General features: G+C 66.3%; 18 protein-coding genes. 6 read left to right on the top strand and 12 right to left on the bottom strand.

Going from position 1 to position 20,826, the window contains the following annotated elements:
• Nucleotides 1-17 precede the first annotated feature (17 nt).
• From ARTSIC4J27_RS03625 to ARTSIC4J27_RS03610, 4 genes are read right to left on the bottom strand one after another with little or no spacing between them, the layout of a single operon-like run.
• Nucleotides 18-1,121, bottom strand: coding sequence for a mandelate racemase/muconate lactonizing enzyme family protein (locus ARTSIC4J27_RS03625; protein WP_050053848.1), 1,104 nt, complete (start codon nt 1,119-1,121; stop codon nt 18-20).
• Nucleotides 1,121-2,026, bottom strand: coding sequence for a 5-dehydro-4-deoxyglucarate dehydratase (locus ARTSIC4J27_RS03620; protein WP_050053847.1), 906 nt, complete (start codon nt 2,024-2,026; stop codon nt 1,121-1,123). The genes ARTSIC4J27_RS03625 and ARTSIC4J27_RS03620 overlap by 1 nt, the downstream gene beginning before the upstream one ends.
• Nucleotides 2,023-2,988, bottom strand: coding sequence for an NAD-dependent epimerase/dehydratase family protein (locus ARTSIC4J27_RS03615; RefSeq protein WP_050053846.1), 966 nt, complete (start codon nt 2,986-2,988; stop codon nt 2,023-2,025). Before ARTSIC4J27_RS03615 ends, ARTSIC4J27_RS03620 begins: the two co-directional genes overlap by 4 nt.
• A 27-nt stretch (nt 2,989-3,015) precedes the next feature.
• Nucleotides 3,016-4,464 (bottom strand): Gfo/Idh/MocA family oxidoreductase, encoded by a 1,449-nt coding sequence (locus tag ARTSIC4J27_RS03610; protein ID WP_050053845.1) that lies wholly within the window; start codon nt 4,462-4,464, stop codon nt 3,016-3,018.
• Between the two features lie 378 nt (nt 4,465-4,842).
• Here ARTSIC4J27_RS03610 and ARTSIC4J27_RS03605 point away from each other — a divergent pair, with 378 nt between their 5' ends.
• Nucleotides 4,843-5,877, top strand: a complete 1,035-nt coding sequence (locus ARTSIC4J27_RS03605; protein ID WP_050053844.1) for a LacI family DNA-binding transcriptional regulator — start codon at nt 4,843-4,845, stop codon at nt 5,875-5,877.
• 88 nt (nt 5,878-5,965) lie between these two features.
• Here ARTSIC4J27_RS03605 and ARTSIC4J27_RS03600 read toward each other — a convergent pair whose 3' ends face one another.
• Nucleotides 5,966-6,676, bottom strand: coding sequence for a FadR/GntR family transcriptional regulator (locus ARTSIC4J27_RS03600; protein ID WP_050053934.1), 711 nt, complete (start codon nt 6,674-6,676; stop codon nt 5,966-5,968).
• A gap of 107 nt (nt 6,677-6,783) precedes the next feature.
• Here ARTSIC4J27_RS03600 and ARTSIC4J27_RS03595 point away from each other — a divergent pair, with 107 nt between their 5' ends.
• Nucleotides 6,784-8,127: an alpha-hydroxy acid oxidase gene (locus ARTSIC4J27_RS03595; protein ID WP_050053843.1), complete on the top strand. Its 1,344-nt coding sequence runs from the start codon at nt 6,784-6,786 to the stop codon at nt 8,125-8,127.
• An 11-nt stretch (nt 8,128-8,138) separates the two neighbouring features.
• Here the strand turns inward: ARTSIC4J27_RS03595 and ARTSIC4J27_RS03590 are convergent, their stop codons facing one another.
• Together ARTSIC4J27_RS03590 and ARTSIC4J27_RS03585 are read right to left on the bottom strand one after the other, a co-directional pair.
• Entirely contained in the window at nt 8,139-8,744 is a 606-nt protein-coding gene (locus ARTSIC4J27_RS03590; protein WP_050053842.1) for an ArsR/SmtB family transcription factor, read from the bottom strand.
• Nucleotides 8,745-8,833: 89 nt separating this feature from the next.
• Nucleotides 8,834-10,045, bottom strand: a complete 1,212-nt coding sequence (locus ARTSIC4J27_RS03585; protein WP_050053841.1) for an acetoin utilization protein AcuC — start codon at nt 10,043-10,045, stop codon at nt 8,834-8,836.
• A 106-nt stretch (nt 10,046-10,151) separates the two neighbouring features.
• On the opposite strand from ARTSIC4J27_RS03585, the gene ARTSIC4J27_RS03580 reads away from it, so the two are divergent.
• Nucleotides 10,152-11,585: a TrkH family potassium uptake protein gene (locus tag ARTSIC4J27_RS03580; protein ID WP_050053840.1), complete on the top strand. Its 1,434-nt coding sequence runs from the start codon at nt 10,152-10,154 to the stop codon at nt 11,583-11,585.
• Nucleotides 11,586-11,625: 40 nt separating this feature from the next.
• Complete coding sequence (locus tag ARTSIC4J27_RS03575) at nt 11,626-12,264, top strand: potassium channel family protein (RefSeq protein WP_172801511.1); 639 nt, start codon at nt 11,626-11,628, stop codon at nt 12,262-12,264.
• 76 nt (nt 12,265-12,340) lie between these two features.
• Here the strand turns inward: ARTSIC4J27_RS03575 and proC are convergent, their stop codons facing one another.
• From proC to ARTSIC4J27_RS03550, 5 genes are all read right to left on the bottom strand, one after another.
• On the bottom strand, nt 12,341-13,174 hold the full coding sequence (gene proC, locus ARTSIC4J27_RS03570; RefSeq protein ID WP_050053838.1) for a pyrroline-5-carboxylate reductase: 834 nt from the start codon (nt 13,172-13,174) through the stop codon (nt 12,341-12,343).
• A 348-nt stretch (nt 13,175-13,522) separates the two neighbouring features.
• Nucleotides 13,523-14,512 (bottom strand): Ppx/GppA phosphatase family protein, encoded by a 990-nt coding sequence (locus ARTSIC4J27_RS03565; RefSeq protein ID WP_050053837.1) that lies wholly within the window; start codon nt 14,510-14,512, stop codon nt 13,523-13,525.
• A gap of 7 nt (nt 14,513-14,519) precedes the next feature.
• Complete coding sequence (locus ARTSIC4J27_RS03560; protein ID WP_050053836.1) at nt 14,520-14,939, bottom strand: SseB family protein; 420 nt, start codon at nt 14,937-14,939, stop codon at nt 14,520-14,522.
• 197 nt (nt 14,940-15,136) lie between these two features.
• Nucleotides 15,137-17,863 carry a type I DNA topoisomerase gene (gene topA / locus ARTSIC4J27_RS03555; RefSeq protein WP_050053835.1) on the bottom strand — a complete coding sequence of 909 codons (2,727 nt, stop codon included), beginning with the start codon at nt 17,861-17,863 and terminating at the stop codon, nt 15,137-15,139.
• 136 nt (nt 17,864-17,999) lie between these two features.
• Nucleotides 18,000-19,634, bottom strand: a complete 1,635-nt coding sequence (locus ARTSIC4J27_RS03550; RefSeq protein ID WP_050053834.1) for a DUF7059 domain-containing protein — start codon at nt 19,632-19,634, stop codon at nt 18,000-18,002.
• 90 nt (nt 19,635-19,724) lie between these two features.
• On the opposite strand from ARTSIC4J27_RS03550, the gene ARTSIC4J27_RS03545 reads away from it, so the two are divergent.
• Nucleotides 19,725-20,201 (top strand): hypothetical protein, encoded by a 477-nt coding sequence (locus ARTSIC4J27_RS03545; RefSeq protein WP_050053833.1) that lies wholly within the window; start codon nt 19,725-19,727, stop codon nt 20,199-20,201.
• Nucleotides 20,202-20,239: 38 nt separating this feature from the next.
• Nucleotides 20,240-20,809 (top strand): hypothetical protein, encoded by a 570-nt coding sequence (locus tag ARTSIC4J27_RS03540; RefSeq protein WP_050053832.1) that lies wholly within the window; start codon nt 20,240-20,242, stop codon nt 20,807-20,809.
• Nucleotides 20,810-20,826: the final 17 nt, after the last annotated feature.

Raw genomic sequence — 20,826 nt, 5'->3', positions numbered from 1 at the left:
TTGCGTTCTGTCGTGGCTTACGGTGTGTCCCGGAAACGGAAACCCAGCCCCGGCTGGTCAGACAGCGTCACGCGGCTGTTGCTGAACCGGACCGGCGACGGGCCGGCCAGGATCCCCAGCTGTTCAAAGGACGCCTCCTCCACGTCCTCCACCAGGGTGGGTTCCGCGAGCGTCAGCGCCAGCTGGCCGGACAGCTCCGGGAGCAGGTGCGGCATCACCTTGATGCTGTTGGTCCGCGCAAGTTCAACGATGCGCCGGAACGGGGTGATGCCTCCTACCCGGATGATGTTGGGCTGGATGATGTCCACGGCTTCCGCCTCAATAAAATCGCGGAACCGGTAGATGGTGTGGAGGTTTTCACCCAGGGCGATCGGCACGGGCGAGTGCTTGCGGAGCCGGCGGTAGGCCCAGAGGTCGTCCGCCCGGATGGGTTCTTCGAGCCACTCGAGCCCGTATTCGGACAGGACATCGAGGGCGCGGAGCGTGGTGGGCAGGTCCCAGCGCTGGTTGGCGTCGATCATGAGCTTCCGGTCCGGCCCCAGGACGGAGCGGACCGCGGCCACGCGTTCGGCGTCCTCGCGGAGGTCCGGCTTGCCCACCTTGATCTTTACTGCCTGGTGCCCGGCGGCTATCCACCGTTCGGTCTGGGCCACCAGTTCGTCGAGGCTGTAGTGCAGGTTCACCCCGGAGCCGTAGACCTCGGCGGACTCTTGCCGCTGGCCAAGGAATCCGGTAATTGAGGTGCCGGCGCGGGCAGCCTGGAGGTCCCAGAGGGCGAGGTCCACGCCCGCCATCGCAATAGTGGTCAGTCCCCCGCCGCCGGCCTCGTGCAGGCGCTTCCACAACGCGTCCCAGATCATCTCGGGATGGGCGGGCAGCCCGGTGATAAACGGCGCAATGTCGTAGTCCAGCAGGGCCTTAACTGCCTGGGGACCAATGGTGGGCGTCCAGGAAAAACCGTGCCCCGCGCCGCCGTCGTCCGTCTGGATCTCCGTGGCGATCACGTGGTTCTCCGGCGCCTCAACACCCCAGCTGCGGTGCAGCGGAACCGTGATGAGGCGGCTGGAGAGGCCCGTGATGCGCGGTACTGTGCGGACCGCTACGGCGGCCGGGGCGCTCATCAGCGGCCAGCCAGCTCGTAGCCCCTGGCAAGGATGGCTTTGAGCTGCACGAGCTGCTCCTCGGTGGGGTCAACCAGCGGCGGGCGCACGGAGCCCACCGGCAGGCCGCCCAGGCGCAGGCCCGCCTTGATCAGCGAAACGCCGAAACCGGGGGTCTGGTCACGGAGCCGGACCAGTGGTGCGTAGAAGCCTTCCAGCAGCGCGTTGCGGCGCTCCTCATCACCGGCCGTGTAGGCGTCGTAGTAGGCCTTCGCGATTTCCGGGGCCATGGCGAACGCGGCGGAGGAGTACAGCGGGATGCCGAGGCCGCGGTAGGCGCCCTGGGTCAGTTCGGCGGTCAGCAGGCCGTTGAAGAAGGCGAAGTCCTCGCGCCCGGTGGCGCGGACCGCGGACACAATTTCCTGCGCCAGGCCTACATCGCCGAGGCCGTCCTTGAAGCCGATGACCTTGGGGTTGGCGGCCAGCCGGGCCATGGAAGCGGCCGTGAACTTGGCGTTGCCGCGGTGGTACACGATCACCGGCAGGCTGCTGGCGTCGGCCACCGCTTCGATGTAGGCCACCAGCCCGTCGGTGGGGCCGGTGACCAGGTACGGCGGCAGCACCAGGAGGGCATCGGCGCCGGCTTCCTCCGCAGCGCGGGCGGCGGCGATGGCGTGACCCAGGGGTCCGCCGGCTCCGGCCACTACCGGCACCTTTCCGGCTACAATTTCGACGGCGGCCGTCACCACGGTGCGGACCTCCTCGATGCTGAGGGCATGGAATTCCCCCGTGCCGCAGGCGGGGAAAACGCCCCCCGGCCCGAAAGGAAGGCGCGAACTGATGTGTTCCTTGAGCAGCTCTACGTCAATGGCGCCTTGGGCCGTGAACGGGGTGACGGGGAAAAACAGTACGCCGTCGAATTTCATGGTGTCTCCTTGGCTCCGCTGCCGGCGGCAACCAGCGCGGAGTTCTCGTCGTTGAGGGTGGGGTGGGACTTGAGTTCTGTGCGCCAGCTTCGTGTGGGCTGCCAGCCCAGAAGTTCCCGGGCTTTGGCGATGGAGAAGGCCGGGCTGGTGCCGGTCAGGCCTGCGCTGAGCGCTTCGCTTCCGGGCAGGAATTTGGGCATCAGTTCAGCCAGGGGTGCGGTGGCCAGGGCGTCAGTGGCGCCCACGAAGAAGGTTTCCCCGTTGGGGATAGACGGCATCTTCTCCAGCAGCAGGTCCAGGAAGTCCGCCACGTCCCGTGCATCCACGTAGTTGAACAGCGCAGGTGCGGACAGCGCGGGGTCGGCCAGCCGTTCAGCGAGGGTGTGGCCCTGCTGGGTCGGCGCGCCTTCCCACTCTTCCGGGGAGATCACGTAGCAGGGGCGGAAGGCCGCATAGCGGATCTTCTCGCCCTGGGCTGCGGCGAACGCCTGCACGGTCTGCTCCGCGATGAGTTTGGACAGCGCGTACGCGTTCCACGGTTTCGGCGGCGTCCGCTCGTCCAGCGGGAACGACGGCGGCAGCCACCCCGCGGGCGAGCCGTAGCCGAGTACGGTGGGGCTGCTGGCCGTCACGATCTTCTGGACGCCCACCTCCGTCGCGGCGCTGACCACGGCGAAGGCGAGGCGCGTGTTCGTGGCGAAAATGACGTCCTCGGGCGCGCTGAAAGGCACGGCAATCGCCGCAAGGTGGATGACGGCGTCGGGCGTGGTTTCGCGGAGGAGGCGCAGCGCCTCGCCGGGAGCCAGGAGGTCGGCGGTTTCCTGCACTACTCCGGCGGGCAGCTGGTCCGCCGGAACGGCGTCCCGATCCACTGAGATCACCTGATGGCCCTTTCCGGCGAGTCCGGCAACAACGCTGCGTCCCAGCCGGCCGGAGCCGCCGGTGACAAAAATCCTGCTCATGTTAATCCTTCGAATCCGGCGTCGCGGTCACTTGCCGCGGCGGAGGTCGACGCCGAGGTCCAGGTCCTCGATGCGTACGGGCAGGGAGGTGTCAAGGGAGCGGTTGCCGGCGATGCCCACGGAAACCGAGCGCAGCCCGTCCAGGTAGCCGGAGGGCCGCCCCAGCGGGTCCTCGCCCGGGCCGTTGAAGAGGTCGGAGAGCAGGAGCGCGTCGCCGCCGCCGTGGCCGCCTTCGCCGTTGACGATGGGCACCTCGTAGGCAGCTTCCCAGTGGCGCTGGACCACCAGGCGCTCACCATTGCGGCGGATGGCGTCCTCTTCTTCGATGGGGGTTGCGCTGGGGTCAACCACGGTCTTTTTGTCGGTGCTGCTGGTGACGGCGGCGCGTTCCACCACTTCCAACTCGGCCCGGCCTTCGGTGCCGTTGACGGCCACACGGTAGCCCTCCCAAGGGCTGTGGGCGTTCAGGGAGTAGCTCAGGCGCGGGCCGCCCTGGTACTCCACCACCAGGGCGAGGTTGTCCTCGATGGTGATGCCGCCGGTGAAGACGTCCTGGTCGCGGCGGTAGCCGTCGTAGTGCTCGTTGTCCAGGAAGAGGGCCTTGAGCCGCTCGTCCTCGCGCAGGTCCAGGGTGAAGGGATCCTTCTCCTGCGTTGCCGGGGAATCGGCGTCGGGGGTTCCGCGTTCCGGGCGGGGGCCCAGGCCGCGTTCGGCCGCGTTTTTGTCGCCATAGAACTTCAGGCCGCCGGAAGCGAAGACGTGCTCCGGGACATCGTCGATCCACCAGTTCACCAGGTCGAAATGGTGCGAAGCCTTGTGGATGAGAAGGCCGCCGGAGTTCTTCTTCTCGCGGTGCCAGCGGCGGAAGTAGTCCGCGCCGTGCACGGTATCGAGGACCCAGCTGAAGTCGATGGACGTGACTTTGCCGATGACGCCGCTCTGGATGATTTCCTTGACTGCACTGTTCCGCGGCGAATAGCGGTAGTTGAAGGTGACCACCACGTTACGACCGGTCTCGTGCACGGCCTGGGTAATGCGGCGGCAGCCTTCTGCATCGATGGTGAGGGGCTTTTCGACGACGACGTCCGCCCCGGCGCGCAGTCCCTCCACGATGTAGTCGGCATGGGTGTAGTCCGGGGTGGTGACGATGACGCGGTCGATGTTGTTGGCCTGGATGAAGGCGGTGAGGTCTGCCGGATCAAAGGAAGCAACCGGTCCCGGTGCACCCAGTTCCTGGATGAGCTGCTGGTAGAACTCCACCCGGCCGGGGTTCACGTCGGAGAAGGCGATGAGTTCAGCCGTGTCTGCGTGCTTGCCGAAGATGGCGCGGATGTACATTTCAGAGCGGCCGCCGGTGCCGATGAGGGCGATGCGGGCTTTGCCGCCGTGTCCGGCTGCAGCACCAAGAGCTGTGGCGGTGTCCGCGGCTGCGGGTGCCGTCCCTGCGGCAGTACTCGACTCGGCTGTGTTGACCATGGGGGTCCCTTTCGAAAGCGGTTGTGCCGGCCGCGCCGCGGCCTGTGACGTGCTATAAGTGGCGCTCTTCTGCAGCGATGCAAGAAAGCGTTTTCTCAGTTCGTTATTAGATTTGTACCAACCGGACACGGCATCCGTCAACCATTATCAGGGCTGAGAGAAAGCGTTTTCTAGTACTCGCCCTCCCTTGCCTCGCCCGGAAGGGCAAAAACTTGCGGGAAAACTTGGGAAAACGTTAGAAATCGCTTTCCCGGAACGTTATATGCTGTGAATCAACACGACGTCGGGAAAAGGCGGCACGAACCTGCTTTCGGCACAACAACCGGGGCAGCAGCACGCGCAGGGCCCGCGGCCCGCAGCGCCAAGGAAGGGACCACAATGGTCAGGAGATCGGCATCCGGCAGGATTGGCATCGCGGATGTTGCCGTGAAGGCGGGGGTTTCCCATGCCACCGTATCCCGGGTCATGAACGGGAACTTCACCGTGGACCCGGATATCGCCGCACGCGTCCGCGCGGCCGCCGCAGAGCTGAAGTACCAGCCCAATCCCGTCGGCCGGAGCCTGGCCCTGGGCAAAACCGACACTATCGGCATTGTGGTGCCGGACCTCGCGAACCCCACCTTCCAGGCAATCCTCCGCGGCCTGAGCCGGGCTGCGGCCCAGGACGGCTACCGCGTACTTATTGCTGATTCCTTCGAGGTCTCCAGCGAGGAAACCATTCTTGCCGGCGAGGCCCGCAGGCGCTGCGACGGCCTGGTGTTGTGCGCCCCCCGCATGACCGACGCCGAGCTGGAGGAAATTGCGCCGTCCCTGCACCCCCTGGTGCTGATCAACCGGACCACGGCGGCAGCTGATGTACCCAGCCTGGTAGTGGACTACGGGCAGGGCGTCCAGGACCTCGCCGAGCACCTCGTGGACCTGGGCCACACCCGCCTGGCATTCCTTGCCGGGCCGCCCCGCAGTGCCTCCAACGGCTTGCGGCTCAAGGGCCTGGAAGCGTTCAAGGCGGCGCATCCCCGGGTGGATGTTCGGATGCTGGAAGGTGGCTCCGACTTCGATACGGGACACGAAGCCGTGGACGCCGTGCTGGAAAGCGGCGCCACCGGAATCCTTGCCTTCAACGACCTCGTGGCCATGGGTCTGATGAGCGGGCTGCACGAGCGCGGGTTCGACGTTCCCGGCGACATCTCCGTCACCGGCTTCGATGACATCCCTTTCGCCAGGTACACCACGCCTGCCCTCACCACCGCAGCCGTCCCCATCACCGAACTGGGCGAGCATGCCTGGCACCAGCTCCGCGCGCTGATCCGCAAGGAGGAGAGCGACGCTCCGGGAAGCCGCTATCAGCCGCGCCTCCAGGTCAGGGCCAGCAGCGGCCCGGCCAAGGCACCACGCTCGACGGTGCACGGCTGACCCACTGATCCAAACCCCTGGAGTTTTTGGGCAGATATGCGGACTTTGCTGGCGGCGAAGTCGGCATATCTGCCCAAAAACTCAATGGTCAGGGGCGGGCCGGTACCGTACCTCCGGAGGCCACCCCCGCCTCTTTGTAGTAGCCCTCGATATGTGCGGCAACGAGCTTGGCAGCACGTTCGCCGTCGTGATTCCGCACGGCGGCCAGAATGCCATGGTGCTCCGACCGCAGCCGCGCCGCGGTGGCGTCCCAGTCCGGCAGGTTGCCGGTGAGCCGGGAGGCGTAGCCGGTGATGGATTCCCGCAGGGAGCCCATCATGGCACTGACCACCGCGTTCCCGGCAGCATCCGCAAGGGCGAGATGGAACCGGACGTCCAGGGCCAGGAACTCGTCCACGTTCACAGCGTCGACGTCCATCTTTTCCAGCAGCCGGGCCGCTCCGGCCAGCTCCGGCGAATCGGGCCTTGCATGGGACACGGCCCACGACTCCAGCAACACGCGGGTCTCCACGATGTCCGCCACGGGAAGGTGCTGCGTGGCAACGTGCAGCCGGAGGGCCGAGCCGAGTGCCGCCGTCGGATCTGAAATGACGACGGTCCCGGCCTCGGGACCGGACCCGACTCCGGCGCGCACCACACCCATTGCCTCAAGGATCCTGATGGCCTCGCGGACGGAGGTGCGCGAGACCTGCAGCTGCTCGGCCAGCGCGCGTTCCGCAGGCAGCCGCCCTCCCACTGCCAGCCGCCCCTCGGAAAGCTCGGTCTCGATCCAGGTGAGGACGAGTTGATGGGTCTTCATGAGGCAATAGTAGTTGATGTGGTTGGACCACATGCCCTAGAGTGTGGTTAGACCACAGCGTGCACAAGCACCGGCAGGACCCTGTCACCGGCCCAATGGAGGACGACATGACCCACACCATCCAGCCCAACAACCCGGAAATCACGCCTGCGCCGGAGGCCACGGATGTTCCGTCGACGTCGGCCCCCACGGCTTCCCCCGGCAGGGCCGCGGCCCCCATTCCTGCCGCCTTGAAGCGCCGCCTCCCCAAGTACTCGGACCTCGCTCCGCTGATGCAGTTCAAGAAGCCCGAGTTCAGCAAAGAGGCCAGGCTCAAGCGGGCCAGCACCATCTGGGAGCTGCGGGACATCGCCAAACGGCGCACCCCGCAGGCCCCCTTCGACTACACCGATGGTGCCGCCGAGGAAGAAATCACCCTCCGCCGCGCCCGGCAGGCTTTCCTGGACATCGAGTTCCGGCCCGGCATCCTGCGGAACGTTTCCGCCATTGACCTCAGCACCGAGATCCTGGGCAAGCCTTCCCGGCTCCCCGTAGGCATCGCCCCCACTGGTTTCACCCGGATGATGCAGTCCGAAGGCGAATATGCAGGGTCCCAGGCAGCCGAGGCGGCCGGTATCCCCTACACCCTCTCCACGATGGGCACTGCCTCCATCGAGGACGTCGCCGCCGCGGCACCCAACGGCCGCAACTGGTTCCAGCTGTACCTGTGGACGGACCGCGACCGCTCGCTGGAACTGATCGAACGGGCCGCCAAGGCCGGCAACGATACCCTGATGGTCACCGTGGACACCGCGGTGGCGGGCGCCCGCCTCCGCGACGTCCGCAACGGCATGACCATCCCGCCGGCACTGACCCTCAAGACCGTGCTGGACGCGTCCTACCGCCCCGCCTGGTGGTTCAACTTCCTCACCCACGAGCCGCTGACCTTCGCCTCGCTCTCCCGCTACACCGGCACGGTGGCGGACCTGATCAACTCCATGTTCGATCCCACCCTCACGTTCGAGGACCTGGACTGGCTGCGGGAAACCTGGAAGGGCAATCTGGTGGTGAAGGGCATCCAGACCGTGGAGGACGCCCGCAAGGCGGTGGACCACGGTGCCGACGGTGTGGTCCTGTCCAACCACGGCGGCCGGCAGCTGGACCGCGCACCTATCCCGTTCCACCTGCTCCCCGAGGTCAAGCAGGCGTTCAGCGCGGACAACACCAACGCCGCGATCATGCTGGACACCGGCATCATGAGCGGAGCGGACATCGTGGCAGCCCTGGCCCTCGGCGCCGACTTCACACTGATCGGCCGCGCCTACCTGTACGGCCTGATGGCCGGCGGCCGCGCCGGTGTTGACCGCACCCTGCAGATCCTGGAAAAGGACATGGCCCGAACCATGGCGCTGCTGGGCGTCAGCAAAATCTCCGAGCTCACCCCGGACCACGTGCGACTGCTGAATAAGTAGGCGTCCGGACGCTACTTCTTGCGGCCGAACTTTGGCAGGTTGGGGAGGTTCGCCAGCAGGTCGGCTGCCTTGGTGGCCGCGCGGCCTACAGTGCGGCCGATCTGCTGCGGCACGCTGTCATCGCTGAGCGGCGCAGCAGTTCCGCCGGGAATGACGACGGCGGGACTCAGGTCGGCGCCGTCGGGCGCCAGGACGCCGGCGAAGACAGCGTCCGCTGCCACGGCATCAGCTGCGGTGTGGTCCGCCGGAGCCGCCACGCGCGGGTATGTTTCCCCTGCTGTCGGTGCGGGAACTTCGCTCCTCGCGCCGGCTGGGGCGGCAGGTGCAGCAGGTGACTGCGCCGCGGAAGCTGCCGAGCCGACGTCGAACGTTTCAAGCCAGCTGGCAATCCCCTCCAGGGGCTCGCGGTTCAGCGCGTAGTAGCGCTTCTGGCCCTGCGCGCGCATACTCACCAGCTGCGCCTCACGCAGGACCTTAAGGTGCTTGGAAATGGTGGGCTGGCTTGCCGCCAGTTCCTCCACGAGCTCCCCCACGGCCTTGTCTCCGGAACGAAGGGAGGTCAGGATGTCCCGCCGGGTCGATTCCGCTATGACGGCAAATACGTCGTCTGTCACCATGCCTCCCACCCTAGCGACATATACGCCGAAAGGCATCAACTATTTCGCCGGCCCAAGCCAATGGGAAGCGGGCCCGCGGGAGCGTGATTCTAGTCGAACCAGGGGTCCAGTCCGTGCAGTGGAAACACGGCTTTCCGGGTAGCCATCACGGTGCGGTCCACGGCGTCGTTGGGGTCGAACCCCACTTCCCAGGAGCGCCACCACAGCTCCACGTCGTCGCCCATCAGGCCAGGCGCCGAAGCACCGAACTTCTCCTCAACGTACGTGCGCCAGTCCTCCGGGACCGGAGTCCGCAGCGGTACCGGCCGGCCCGCGGCGATGGCAATCAGGTGGCTCCATGAGCGCGGGACCACCTGCAGCACGTTGTACCCGCCGCCACCGGTGGCAATCCAGCGGTTGTCGCAGCACCGGGCGGCGAGGTTCCCGACGGCGGTGGCCGCCTCCCGCTGCCCGTCCACGCTGAGGTTGAGGTGGGTGAGCGGATCGGTCCGGTGGGAGTCGCAGCCGTGCTGGCTGACGATCACCTCCGGCTGGAATGCCGCCACCAGCTGCGGCACCACCGCGTGGAACGCGCGCAGCCAGCCGGCGTCGCCAGTCCCGGAGGGCAGGGCGATGTTGACCGCCGTTCCCTCTGCTGCGGGGCCGCCGATCTCGTTGGCGAATCCGGTGCCCGGGAACAGGGTGAGCCCGCTTTCGTGCAGGGATACCGTGAGCACCCGGGGATCGTCCCAGAAGATACTCTCCGTTCCGTCCCCGTGGTGGGCATCGACGTCGAGGTATGCCACCTTGCCGATGCCGCCGTCGAGCAGCTTTTGCACGGCCAGTGCGGCGTCGTTGTAGATGCAGAATCCGCTGGCCCGGTCGCGGGAGGCGTGGTGCATGCCGCCGCCGAAGTTGACCGCGTGCAGGGCCGATCCGTCCAGGATCTTTGCAGCGCTTAACAGGGAGCCGCCGGCCAGCCTGGCGGCGGCCTCGTGCATTCCGGCGAACGCCGGATCATCTTCAGTGCCGAGGCCCCGCGATTCGTCGGTCGCATAGGGGTCCTCGCTGACCCTGCGGACGGCTGCCACAAACTCGGCCGAGTGGACGGACTCGAGCTCAGGGTCAGTAGCGACGTAAGGGGCTTCGACGGTGACATGGTCGAGCTCGAACAGCCCCAGGCTGCGGGCCAGGCGTGCGGTGAGGTCCATCCGCTCGGGTGCCATGGGGTGGCCGGGACCGAAATTGTAGGCGGTCATGTCAGCGCCCCACGCCACCGTCGTTGGCGGCGCGGGCTGGCTGAGACCCGGCAGATATGTCATCAATCACAGGCTACCCGAGCCTGCAGCCCTTCCCGCCCGGCCATTACGCGGGCATAAGTGGTTTACTACTGAGGGAAGCAGATTCTTACCGAGGAAAAAGCCACACATGACGCAAAGCCAGTCGAGGCCCCGGAACCCGGCCAGCTGGCATCCCGCCGCACAGGAGCGGGAGGGCCTCTGGGTCCTGACGCGGCTCCGGGACTTCATCGACGAGATTGCCAACACCTCGCCGGCCCGGCTGGCGCTGAGCGCGTTCGCCGGCGTGTGCCTGGTGTTCACGTTCCTGCTCTCCCTGCCCATCTCATCCGCCACCGGCACCGTAACTCCGCCGCACCAGGCTTTGTTCACGGCCGTCTCCGCCGTGTGCGTCACGGGCCTCACAGTGGTGTCGACGGCGGTCCACTGGTCCTTCTTCGGCCAGCTGGTGATCCTGATCGGCGTCTTTATCGGCGGACTGGGCACCCTGACGCTCGCCTCGCTGCTGGCCCTGATGGTCAGCAAACGCCTCGGAGTCCGCGGGAAGATCATTGCAGCGGAGTCTATGAACAATGCGGGCCGCCTTGGCGAAGTGGGTACGCTGCTGCGGATCGTCATCACCACGTCGGTGGTCATCGAAGGAATCCTCGCGCTGGCCCTGATCCCCCGCTTCCTGACCCTGGGCGAGCCCTTCTGGCAATCCGTCTGGCACGGCATCTTCTATGCCATCTCATCCTTCAACAACGCCGGTTTTACCCCGCACTCGGACGGCATTGTGCCGTACGAGACGGACCTGTGGATCCTGGTGCCCCTGATGCTTGGTGTGTTCCTGGGGAGCCTGGGCTTCCCGGTGGTGATGGTCCTGCAGCAGAACGGGTTGAACTGGAAAAAGTGGAACCTGCACACCAAGCTCACCATCCAGGTCTCGTTTATCCTGCTGGCGGCCGGCACCTTCCTGTGGGGGCTGATGGAGTGGGAAAACACGCGGACCATCGGTTCCATGGATTTTGGCGACAAGATCACGCACTCGCTTTTTGCCTCGGTCATGACCCGGTCGGGCGGGTTCAACCTGGTGGACCAGAACCAGATGGAATCCACTACCATGCTCCTGACGGACGCCCTGATGTTCGCCGGCGGCGGTTCAGCGTCGACGGCGGGCGGCATCAAAGTGACCACCATCGCCGTGATGTTCCTGGCCATCGTTGCCGAGGCCCGGGGTGACGCCGACGTCAAGGTCTACGGCAGGACCATCCCGGAGGGCAGCATGCGGGTGGCCATTTCGGTCATCGTTGCCGGCGCCACGCTGGTATCCGTCTCCGCGTTCCTCCTGCTTCACATCAGCGGCGCATCCCTGGACCGCGTACTGTTCGAGACCATTTCCGCGTTCGCCACGGTGGGGCTGAGCACCAACCTCAGCGCGGAAGTTCCGCCTGAAGGCGTCTACGTCCTGACAGCGCTCATGTTTGCGGGCCGTGTAGGCACCGTAACCCTCGCCGCTGCCCTGGCCCTGCGCCAGCGCAGCCAGTTGTACCACTACCCCGAAGAGAGGCCCATCATTGGCTAGTTCCCAAGACGCCCCCAGGCGCCCCGCCCACAATGCTCCGGTGCTGGTGATCGGGCTGGGACGCTTCGGCTCATCCACTGCCGAGCAACTGGTCAAGCAGGGCCGCGAGGTGCTCGCGATCGAACGGGACCGGACCCTGGTGCAGAAGTGGGCTCCCCTCCTGACGCACGTGGTGGAGGCCGACGCCACCAACATCGACGCACTCCGCCAGCTCGGCGCACAGGAGTTCAGCTCCGCCGTCGTGGGCGTTGGCACGTCCATCGAATCCTCGGTGCTGATCACCGTCAACCTGGTGGACCTCGGCATCGAGCACCTCTGGGTGAAGGCCATTACGCCGTCCCACGGCAAAATCCTGACCCGCATCGGCGCCAACCACGTGATCTACCCGGAGGCCGACGCCGGCGTCCGGGCCGCGCACCTCGTTTCGGGGCGCATGCTGGACTTCATCGAGTTCGACGACGACTTCGCCATCGTCAAGATGTACCCGCCGCGCGAAACGGTGGGGTTCACCCTGGACGAGTCCAAGGTGCGGTCCAAGTACGGCGTCACGATTGTGGGCGTCAAGTCGCCGGGCGAGGACTTCACTTATGCGCGGCCGGAAACCAAGGTGTCCTCCAGGGACATGCTGATCGTGTCCGGGCACGTGGACCTGCTGGAGCGCTTCGCCGCCCGCCCGTAAATCTTGAGAGTTTTTGTCCAGATATGCAGGCTTGGGGGCCGCTCAAGTCGGCATATCTGGACAAAAACTCCGGAGGTCAGCCGAGCTGTTTGGTGATCTCCGCGGCCCGGTCTGCCGCCGCCCGGGCTCCGGCGGCAATGATGGACGGGATGCCGCGCTCGTCAAAGGTTGCGATGGCGCGTTCGGTGGTGCCGTTCGGGCTGGTCACCGCTTTCCGCAGGGCCGACGGGTCCGCCCCGGGCTCGGCGAGCATAAACCCGGCGCCGGCCACTGTCTCCCGGGCCAGGAGCAGGGACAGTTCCGCATCCAGGCCCAGCTCCTGACCTGCCGCCGCCATCGCCTCGGCGAGATAGAAGGCGTAGGCGGGTCCGGAGCCGCTGATTGCCGACAGGGCGTCCACCTGTTCCTCCGGCACCTCCACAACGGTTCCGGCGCCTTGCAGGATCTCCTTGACCTTCTGCAGCTGTTCGGGAGTGCAGTTGGTGCCCGGTGAGACCGATACAACCCCGCGTCCCAGCTTGGCGGGAGTGTTGGGCATGGTCCGGATCACGGGCTGGCCGGCCGGGAGGGCGGCCTCCAGCTGGGCGATCGAAACGGCGGCAGCCACGCTGACCACTACGGTGTCCGGCGCCAGTGAGGAACTGATTTCCCGGGCCAGATCGGTGATGCCAACCGGTTTGACCCCAAGGATCACGACGGCGGATCCCTTGGTGGCCTGCTTGTTGTTGTCCGGCTCCTCCTCACCGGCGATCGCGGTGATGCCATGGTGGCGCTCGGCCAGCTCCGCGGCACGCTCTGCACGCCGGACCGTGGCCACGACGTCAGCCGGGTCCGTGCCGGCTTCCAGCAGACCGCCGAGGATGGCTTCGTTCATGGACCCACAGCCAAGGAATGCGATTCGGTTGCTCATGGCTCCATCATTGCAGTTAGATCCGGCACGTGCAGAACTCGTTAAGCGGGCCGCCCTGACGCTCCGGACATCAATTCCGCACGCCGGGAACTTCCCGAAACGCATTCACAGCTGGCTCACATGTTGGGCGCAGGTACCTCACAACTAGCGGCCCTACTGTAGTTAGTACCTCATTGAGGGTGCGAGTGATGCGGCAGGCATGGGGATGCCTGCCAGGGCACCGGCGGACGGGACAGGTTTTCCCCCATTTTCCTGTCTCGGACGCCGGTGCTTCCGCTTTTAAGCCGTGCTTCCGCTTTAGCCGTGCTTCCGCTATTGCGTTGCAGTCTTCCTAAGAAGGTGCTGCGTTCAGACGGCGGCAGCCTGGACGGCCGGCGGCGTAACATGCGGGGCCGGCTCCAAAGGCCCGGAGAACACCAGCTGGTCGAGGCGGCGCAGGATCAGCCCTTCGCGAAGCGCCCACGGACAAATCTTGATTTTCTTGAACTTGAACAGCTCCAGCGCTGCCTCCGCCACCAGCGCACCGGCCAGCAGCTGATGGGCACGGGCTTCGGAAACGCCGGGCAGGTGGAGCCGGTCTTCGGCCTTCATGGCGGAAATGCGCTGTGCCCACACGCCAAGATCGGAACCGTGCAGCTCCCGCTTCACGTAGGGTCCGGCCGCGCTCGGGGCGGCTCCGGCAATCCGCGCCAGGGACCGGAAGGTCTTGGAGGTACCGGCAACAACATTGGCCCGGCCCAGCCCGTCGAATTCCCGGACCGCAGGCTTGAGGGTGGCCCGGATGTAGCGCCGGAGTTCCTTAACGCTTTTCGCGGAGGGAGGGTCCTCGGCCAGCCAGTCCCGCGTCAGGCGGCTGGCGCCCAGCGGCACGGACGTGGCCACTTCCGGCAGTTCGTCCTGGCCAAACGCCATTTCGAAGGAGCCGCCGCCGATATCCAGGTTGAGGATGGGTCCGGCTCCCCAGCCGTGCCAGCGCCGGACGGCGAAGAAGGTCATGGACGCTTCTTCGCTTCCGGTCAGCTCCTGCAGCGTGACGGTGGTTTCGTGCTTGACCCGGGCCAGGACTTCGGGGCCGTTGGTGGCCTCGCGGATGGCGGAGGTACAGAATGCCAGGAGATCCTCGGCCTTGTGCCGGGCAGCGAATTCCCAGGCTTCCAGGACGAATTCGGTGAGTTCGTGCTGGCCCGCGTCGCTGATGCTGCCGTCCGGTTCGAGGTACTGGACCAGGGAAAGCGGACGCTTGTGCGAGGCGAACGGCACTGGCCGCGCGCCGGGGTGGGCATCCACCAGGAGGAGATGGACAGTGTTTGAGCCGATATCAAGGACGCCTAGCCGCATGCTGACATTATTCCCCGTCGGCGCGCTTGAAGTCGCGCTTGATGTTGGCCACGCCCTCGGGGTTGATCTCAAAGCCGTATTCTGCCCCGGGGTTGATGACCATTCCCAGCTCGTCACCAATGTTGGCGATGATCGCGGCGCCCTGCGTGCCCAGTACATTCGGGGCCGCATCCAGGTACTGCTGGTCCACCCGGCTGGGGTGCGAAAAGACGGCAAGGACAGGTTCGCCGTCGGCGTTGGCGAGGACCAGCGGCTCCACCTGGGAATCGACGCCCTCGATATCGTCCGAACTGACGATGTAGACCTCGCTGTTAAGGAAGGACAGGATGACGTCCACAGGACTGGCATCAGGCTGTCCGCCCCGGGCGAGCTTCTCCTCAAGGTCGTTCAGCGGAGTAGTGTCGGCAATGCCTGGCTGTTCAGTCATGCCTCTACCCGATCACGTTCCACTCTTCACCGCAATTCGGCCAATGCTTGCTGCGAGCCGGCTGGGAGGAATCCGGCAGCACAATGTCCAAGCGTGGGCCCACACCGTCCGGGTTCCCTGGCCGAGCTTGCGAGGCGAGGGGGACGGTGGGGCGAACGAGCGAGCACGCAGAGGATTTCTTCCAGCCGGCGCCGAGGCTACTTCTTCGCCGTTGCCTTCTTCTTGGCCGGAGCCTTGCGGGTGGCGGTCCGCTTGACCGGGCCCTTGGCGCGTTTCTCGGCGAGGAGTTCAACAGCCTGCTCCCGCGTGAGCTCCTCCAGGGAAGTGGCGCGGGGAACAGTGATGTTGGTGATGCCGTCGGTGATGTAAGGGCCGAAGCGGCCTTCCTTCACCACGATGTTCTTCTCCGACACCGGATCAGGGCCGAACTCGGCCAGCGGCGGGACGGCGGCACGGGCGCCGCGCTGCTTCGGCTGTGAGTAGATCTCCAGCGCCTGTTCCAGCGTGATGGTGAAGATCTCCTCCTCCGAGCCGATGGACCGGGAGTCGGTGCCCTTCTTCAGGTACGGGCCGAACCGGCCGTTCTGCACGGTGATGAGGTTGCCTTCGGCGTCCTCCCCCAGCACGCGGGGCAGGCTCATGAGCTGAAGTGCCTCATCCAGGGTCACGGAGTCAACGGTCATGGACTTGAACAGGGATCCGGTGCGGGGCTTGGCCTTGACCGGCTTCTTGGGCGGCTTGGGTTTGCCGTTTTTGTAGTACTCCACCGGCTGGGCGGCGATCTGTTCCTCGGTCATCTCGGGGATGATCTCGGTGACGTACGCACCGTAGCGGCCGTTCTTGGCGACGACGGTGTGCCCCGTGTGCGGATCCGTACCCAGCACGCGCTCTTCGGGAGCGGCGGTCTCCATCAGCTCAATGGCTTTGGCCGCGGTCAGTTCGTCCGGTGCGAGGTCCTCGGGCACGTTGGCCCGCGCCGACTCCACAATCTCGCCCGTCTTGGGGTCAACAGTGGCAGCGGAGCTTTCAAGGTACGGCCCGAACTTGCCTACCCGGAGCGTGATTTCGTCCGTGATGGGAATCGAGTTGATTTCCCGTGCGTCGATCTCGCCCAGGTTATTGACGATGCTCAGCAGGCCCGGATCGGCATCCTCGCCGAAGTAGAAGTGCCGGAGCCAGGAGGCGCCCACGGCCTGGCCGTTGGCGATCTTGTCCAGGTCGCCTTCCATGTCGGCGGTGAATTCATAGTCCACGTAGTCGCTGAAGTGCTGTTCCAGCAGCCGGATCACGGAGAACGCGATCCAGCTGGGAACCAGGGCTGAACCCTGCTTCCGGACGTACCCGCGGTCCTGGATGGTGGAAATGGTGGAGGCGTACGTGGAAGGGCGGCCGATGCCCTTCTTTTCCAGTTCCGCCGTCAGTGATGCTTCGGTGTAGCGCGGCGGAGGGGACGTTTCATGGCCGATAGCGATGATGTCGGCTGCGGTGAGGGAATCACCCTTGGCGACGTTCGGCAGGCGGCGGGCTTCATCGGAATCGTCGTCGCCGCGGGTCTCGTCCTTGCCCTCCTCGTAGGCTGCCAGGAAGCCCGGGAAGGTGATCACAGTACCGGAGGCGGAGAACTCAGCGTCACGCCCGTCGGAAGCCACGGCACCCAGGCGGATGGTCGCCGTCGAACCCTTGGCATCAGCCATCTGGGACGCGACCGTCCGCTTCCAGATCAGCTCGTAGAGCCGGAACTCGTCGCCGGAGAGCTGCTTGGCCACCTGGGCCGGGGTACGGAAAGAGTCACCGGCGGGGCGGATGGCCTCGTGCGCTTCCTGGGCGTTGGCTGCCTTGCCGGTGTACACGCGCGGTGACTGCGGGATGTACTCGGGGCCGTACAGCTCCGAAGCCTGGCGGCGGGCAGCCGTGAGTGCTTCATCGCTCAGCGCGGAGGAGTCCGTACGCATATAGGTGATGTAGCCGTTTTCGTACAGCCGCTGGGCCACCTGCATGGTGCTCTTCGAGGAGAACCGCAGCTTGCGGCCTGCCTCCTGCTGCAGGGTGGAGGTGGTGAAGGGGGCCGCGGGGCGGCGCGTGTAGGGCTTGGTGTCCACCGAGCGGACCGTGAAGGAAGCGTCCTGCAACCCGGCTGCCAAGGACGTCGCCAGTTCCTCATTGAGGTGCGCCACGTTCTTGGAGGTGAGGACGCCGTCGTCATTGAAGTCGCGGCCACTGGCCACTTTTGCACCGTCAACGGCCGCAAGCTTGGCCTTGAAGGAGCCGGCGTCGGCACCGAACTGTCCGGTGAGGTCCCAGTAGGAGGCGGCCTTGAACGCCATGCGCTCGCGTTCCCGGTCCACCACCATGCGCGTGACCACTGACTGCACGCGGCCGGCGGACAGGCCGCGGGCCACCTTGCGCCAGAGCACGGGGGAAATTTCATAGCCGTACAGGCGGTCCAGGACACGCCGGGTTTCCTGCGCGTCCACCAGCGCCGTGTCGACGTCGCGCAGGTTGCCCATGGCGCGCTGGATGGCTTCCTTGGTGATTTCGCCGAAGGTCATCCGGTACACCGGGACCTTGGGCTTGAGGACTTCAAGCAGGTGCCACGCGATGGCTTCGCCCTCGCGGTCCCCATCGGTTGCGAGGTAAAGTTCGTCGGCGTCCTTGAGCGCAGCCTTGAGCTCGGTCACCTTTTTCTTTTTGTCCGGTGACACCACGTAGTACGGCTTGAAGTCGTGGTCGATATCGACGGCGAACTTGCCCACGGAGGTTTTCTTCAGCTCGGCGGGGAGCTCGGACGGCTGCGGCAGGTCGCGGATGTGACCAATGGAAGCCTCCACGATGAAGCCCTCGCCCAGGTACTTGGCGATGGTCTTGCTCTTGGCCGGAGACTCCACAATCACGAGTTTCTTGCCGGTTTTGGCCTTGCTTGGCACGGTGCTCCTACAGAAAAAGGTTGCTCGGGCAGATGCGCCCATACTGGCCTAGTTCACCATATTTTGCAGAAATGTGCGCATCCATGTGGAAAAGAGGGGGCTGGGCCAGGGTGCCGCACGCCCTCCAATCCGCGCCTTATTCCATGGCCGGAATCAGGAAGCCGTCCCGGACCAGGTTGGCTGCTTCGGCGAGCAGACCGCCCCGGAAAGTGCCGGCGTCGAACGTTTCTTCCCCGCCCAGCAGCGCCTCCAGGGCACCGGCGATCTGGCCGGCTGTGAGGTCGCCGTCGCAGGCGGAAACAAACCCGGCAAGTTCCGTGCTGAGGAGGTTGGTCCGGCGGAGGCCCGCGCCTTGGCGCAGCAGGATGACGCCGGGGTGTTCGGCGCCCGGCCGCTGGTGCCGCTCCTCGGTCACATCGTCCGCCACCAGCAGGTGCGCATCCTCGATCCTGTTGGCCGCCAGCCAGTCCTGGCGCTCCAAAGCGGCACCCAGGTGCGGGCCGATGGGCTGCTCGATGGGATAGGTGATTTCCTCGAACCGGTGAAAGGCCTGCCCCGGCGAAGCGGGCCGGCGCAGCAGCACCATCCCGAAGCCGATCCCCGCGACGTTCCTGGACGCAAAATCAGCAAGGTAGGCCGCGTACGCGTCCCGGTAATGGTCCTTGTCCCGGCCCTCGGAGGCGTCCCGCAGCCACGTTTCGGCGTACTCCTCCGGGCTGACCAGTTCGCGCTGGATGAACCAGGCGTCCACGCCGGAACCCACCCACGCCTGGGGCCGCTCCTGCCACGCGGTACCGCCGGCCACCTCCCAGTTGCCCAGCATCTGGGCGGTACCGCCCGGGGCCAGGACTGCCGGAAGTTCCGCCACGAGGGCCGCCACAATACCGTCCCCGGGCAGGCCGCCGTCGCGGTACGTGAACTGTTCGGATGAGTCTTCCCCGGCGCTGCGCGGCGTGATGACGAACGGCGGGTTGGAGACCACCAGGCCAAATTCCTCGCCTGCCACCGGTTCCAGCAACGAGCCCAGGCGCATGCTCACCCGGTCCGCCAGCCGGTCCGGGTCCACGGACAGGGCCTGCGCGTTCAGCAGGATATTGAAGCGGGTGAAGGCGAGCGCCCGTTCGGAAATGTCCGTCGCCGTCACGTGCTCGCAGTGATGCAGCAGGTGGAAGGCCTGGATGCCGCAGCCTGTCCCAAGGTCCAGGGCCCGTCCGGTGTGGCGGCGGAAGGTTGTCTGCACCAGGGTGGTGGAGGCCTGGCCGATGCCCAGGACGTGGTCGTGCCGGAGCACGCCTTCCTGCTGGTGCGCCGCGAGGTCACTGGCCACCCACAGTTCGGCGCCGCCGCTGCCGTCCTCGTTCGCGTCCCAGCCGTACGGCCGCAGGTCGGCTTTGGCGGCCAGGAGCGCTGTGCCGGGAACGGGTTCCACCAGCCCCAGGGCCAGCAGGCCTTCCGCGCGGAGGCCCGGCAGGGCGGCGTCGAGCGTTTCCTTCGGCTGCGGCTCGGCGAGCAGCCACAAACGGACGACGGCGGCAAGCGCGTTCGCTGCCTCGTCCCGCCGGACGGCGCGCTCGGCGGCGAGCAGCGCGGGGATGGTCTGGTCCCGGTTCAAGGCGGTGTAGGCGGATTCGCCGAGGAGGGTGGCGACGCCGTCGAGCGTGTATTCCACGGCGCGCAGGTCCGCCGCCAGTGCGGTGAGCAGGTCCGGAAGGTCGCTGCGGGGCGCGTCGGGAGTGTTGCCGGCGGTGAACTCGTATGGGGATTCAGGCACCGCTCAAGTTTAGTGCGGCGGATGCGGTGCGGCTTCTGCGGTGCGGGAGGTGGAACGAACGCGGCCGCCCGGACGGGGTAGCGTTGGAGTATGCCAATAACGCTTTCCGTCCTTCCGCGCGCCCGGAAGCAGCCCGCCGGCCCGAGGCGCTTCCCGCGCACAGCATTGGCACTGGCAGGCCTGGCGGCTGTTGCCCTGGCAGGGTGCTCCCCGGTCGTGTCCATCGAGAATGCCGACGTGCCGCAGTGGCGGGCCACCGCGCTGCCAACAGCGCCCGCCGCCCTGCTGGAAGACGCGGGAAAAATCCTCAACCGGAACCGGATCGTCCAGGAGGCTTCGAACGTCGACGCCGGCCGCTACACCTTGACGGCGACGTGCGAGGGCGGCGGCAAGGCCTTCTTCGCTGTGTCGCTGGACGGGGAAGACGTCGTGGATGCCGGAGCCGCCTGCAACGGCAGCAAAGAGGTCACCAGGATTACGCTGCCGCGCCCAGGGACGTTGCAGGTCAGCACCTCGAGCGTTGATGCTCCCCTGATCTACGCCTACCGTCTGACTCAGGCCGAATAGCTATGGCCCGCAGGGGCGTGCGGGCTTAAAGTCGGAATATGCCCAGTGTGCGGAAATCCTCCGCGCCCAGTCCGGAGCGGACAACCCCGGCGCCGCTGACGCGAAACCCTGCGGCCGCCGTCGTCATCGGTCTTGTGCTCACGGCAGGGCTGGCGCTGGGCGGCTGCGAATACACGTACGACGACGGCCGGTGGGCTGATCCCGCCGACGCGGCGCAGACAGTGGCCCCGGCCCCGGCATTTACCCGCGATCCGCTGCAGCGCGAGCCTGTCAGCGAGGCCGAACTTGGCGCGTGGGTGGCCCGCAGCCTGCCCGATACCGGCGATCCGGTGGTGCACGCGGCGGCCGGATTGCTGGCTGCCGGCGAGGTGCGCAGCGAAACGACTCCCGTGGTGGGAACCGGCACCTACGCTTTGGCGCTGACCTGCCGGAGCCAGCGCCGGGTGAACTTCATGGTGCGCAGCGATGCACTGACCCTGGTTGACCTCGGGCTGAGGTGCGGCATCAACCGGGAAAATGTCATTTATCTCTCCGCCGAAACTGCACTGACCATCACGGTGGAGGCGAGGATGGACGCCAACTACGCTTACCGGTTCCGGCGTCTCTAATACCTGTTGGCCTTCCC

This window comes from Pseudarthrobacter siccitolerans (assembly GCF_001046895.1).
Classification (GTDB): Bacteria; Actinomycetota; Actinomycetes; order Actinomycetales; family Micrococcaceae; genus Arthrobacter; species Arthrobacter siccitolerans.
Note: the sequence above shows the minus strand (reverse complement) of the source record. Positions and strands in the feature narration are given on the sequence as shown.

Bases quoted from the DNA above. Each gene is read 5' to 3' on its own strand.
- ARTSIC4J27_RS03625 (WP_050053848.1), bottom strand. From the start codon at position 1,121: ATGAGCGCCCCGGCCGCCGTAGCGGTCCGCACAGTACCGCGCATCACG.
- ARTSIC4J27_RS03620 (WP_050053847.1), bottom strand. From the start codon at position 2,026: ATGAAATTCGACGGCGTACTGTTTTTCCCCGTCACCCCGTTCACGGCC.
- ARTSIC4J27_RS03615 (WP_050053846.1), bottom strand. From the start codon at position 2,988: ATGAGCAGGATTTTTGTCACCGGCGGCTCCGGCCGGCTGGGACGCAGC.
- ARTSIC4J27_RS03610 (WP_050053845.1), bottom strand. From the start codon at position 4,464: ATGGTCAACACAGCCGAGTCGAGTACTGCCGCAGGGACGGCACCCGCA.
- ARTSIC4J27_RS03605 (WP_050053844.1), top strand. From the start codon at position 4,843: ATGGTCAGGAGATCGGCATCCGGCAGGATTGGCATCGCGGATGTTGCC.
- ARTSIC4J27_RS03600 (WP_050053934.1), bottom strand. From the start codon at position 6,676: ATGAAGACCCATCAACTCGTCCTCACCTGGATCGAGACCGAGCTTTCC.
- ARTSIC4J27_RS03595 (WP_050053843.1), top strand. From the start codon at position 6,784: ATGACCCACACCATCCAGCCCAACAACCCGGAAATCACGCCTGCGCCG.
- ARTSIC4J27_RS03590 (WP_050053842.1), bottom strand. From the start codon at position 8,744: ATGGTGACAGACGACGTATTTGCCGTCATAGCGGAATCGACCCGGCGG.
- ARTSIC4J27_RS03585 (WP_050053841.1), bottom strand. From the start codon at position 10,045: ATGACATATCTGCCGGGTCTCAGCCAGCCCGCGCCGCCAACGACGGTG.
- ARTSIC4J27_RS03580 (WP_050053840.1), top strand. From the start codon at position 10,152: ATGACGCAAAGCCAGTCGAGGCCCCGGAACCCGGCCAGCTGGCATCCC.
- proC (WP_050053838.1), bottom strand. From the start codon at position 13,174: ATGAGCAACCGAATCGCATTCCTTGGCTGTGGGTCCATGAACGAAGCC.
- ARTSIC4J27_RS03565 (WP_050053837.1), bottom strand. From the start codon at position 14,512: ATGCGGCTAGGCGTCCTTGATATCGGCTCAAACACTGTCCATCTCCTC.
- ARTSIC4J27_RS03560 (WP_050053836.1), bottom strand. From the start codon at position 14,939: ATGACTGAACAGCCAGGCATTGCCGACACTACTCCGCTGAACGACCTT.
- ARTSIC4J27_RS03545 (WP_050053833.1), top strand. From the start codon at position 19,725: ATGCCAATAACGCTTTCCGTCCTTCCGCGCGCCCGGAAGCAGCCCGCC.
- ARTSIC4J27_RS03540 (WP_050053832.1), top strand. From the start codon at position 20,240: ATGCCCAGTGTGCGGAAATCCTCCGCGCCCAGTCCGGAGCGGACAACC.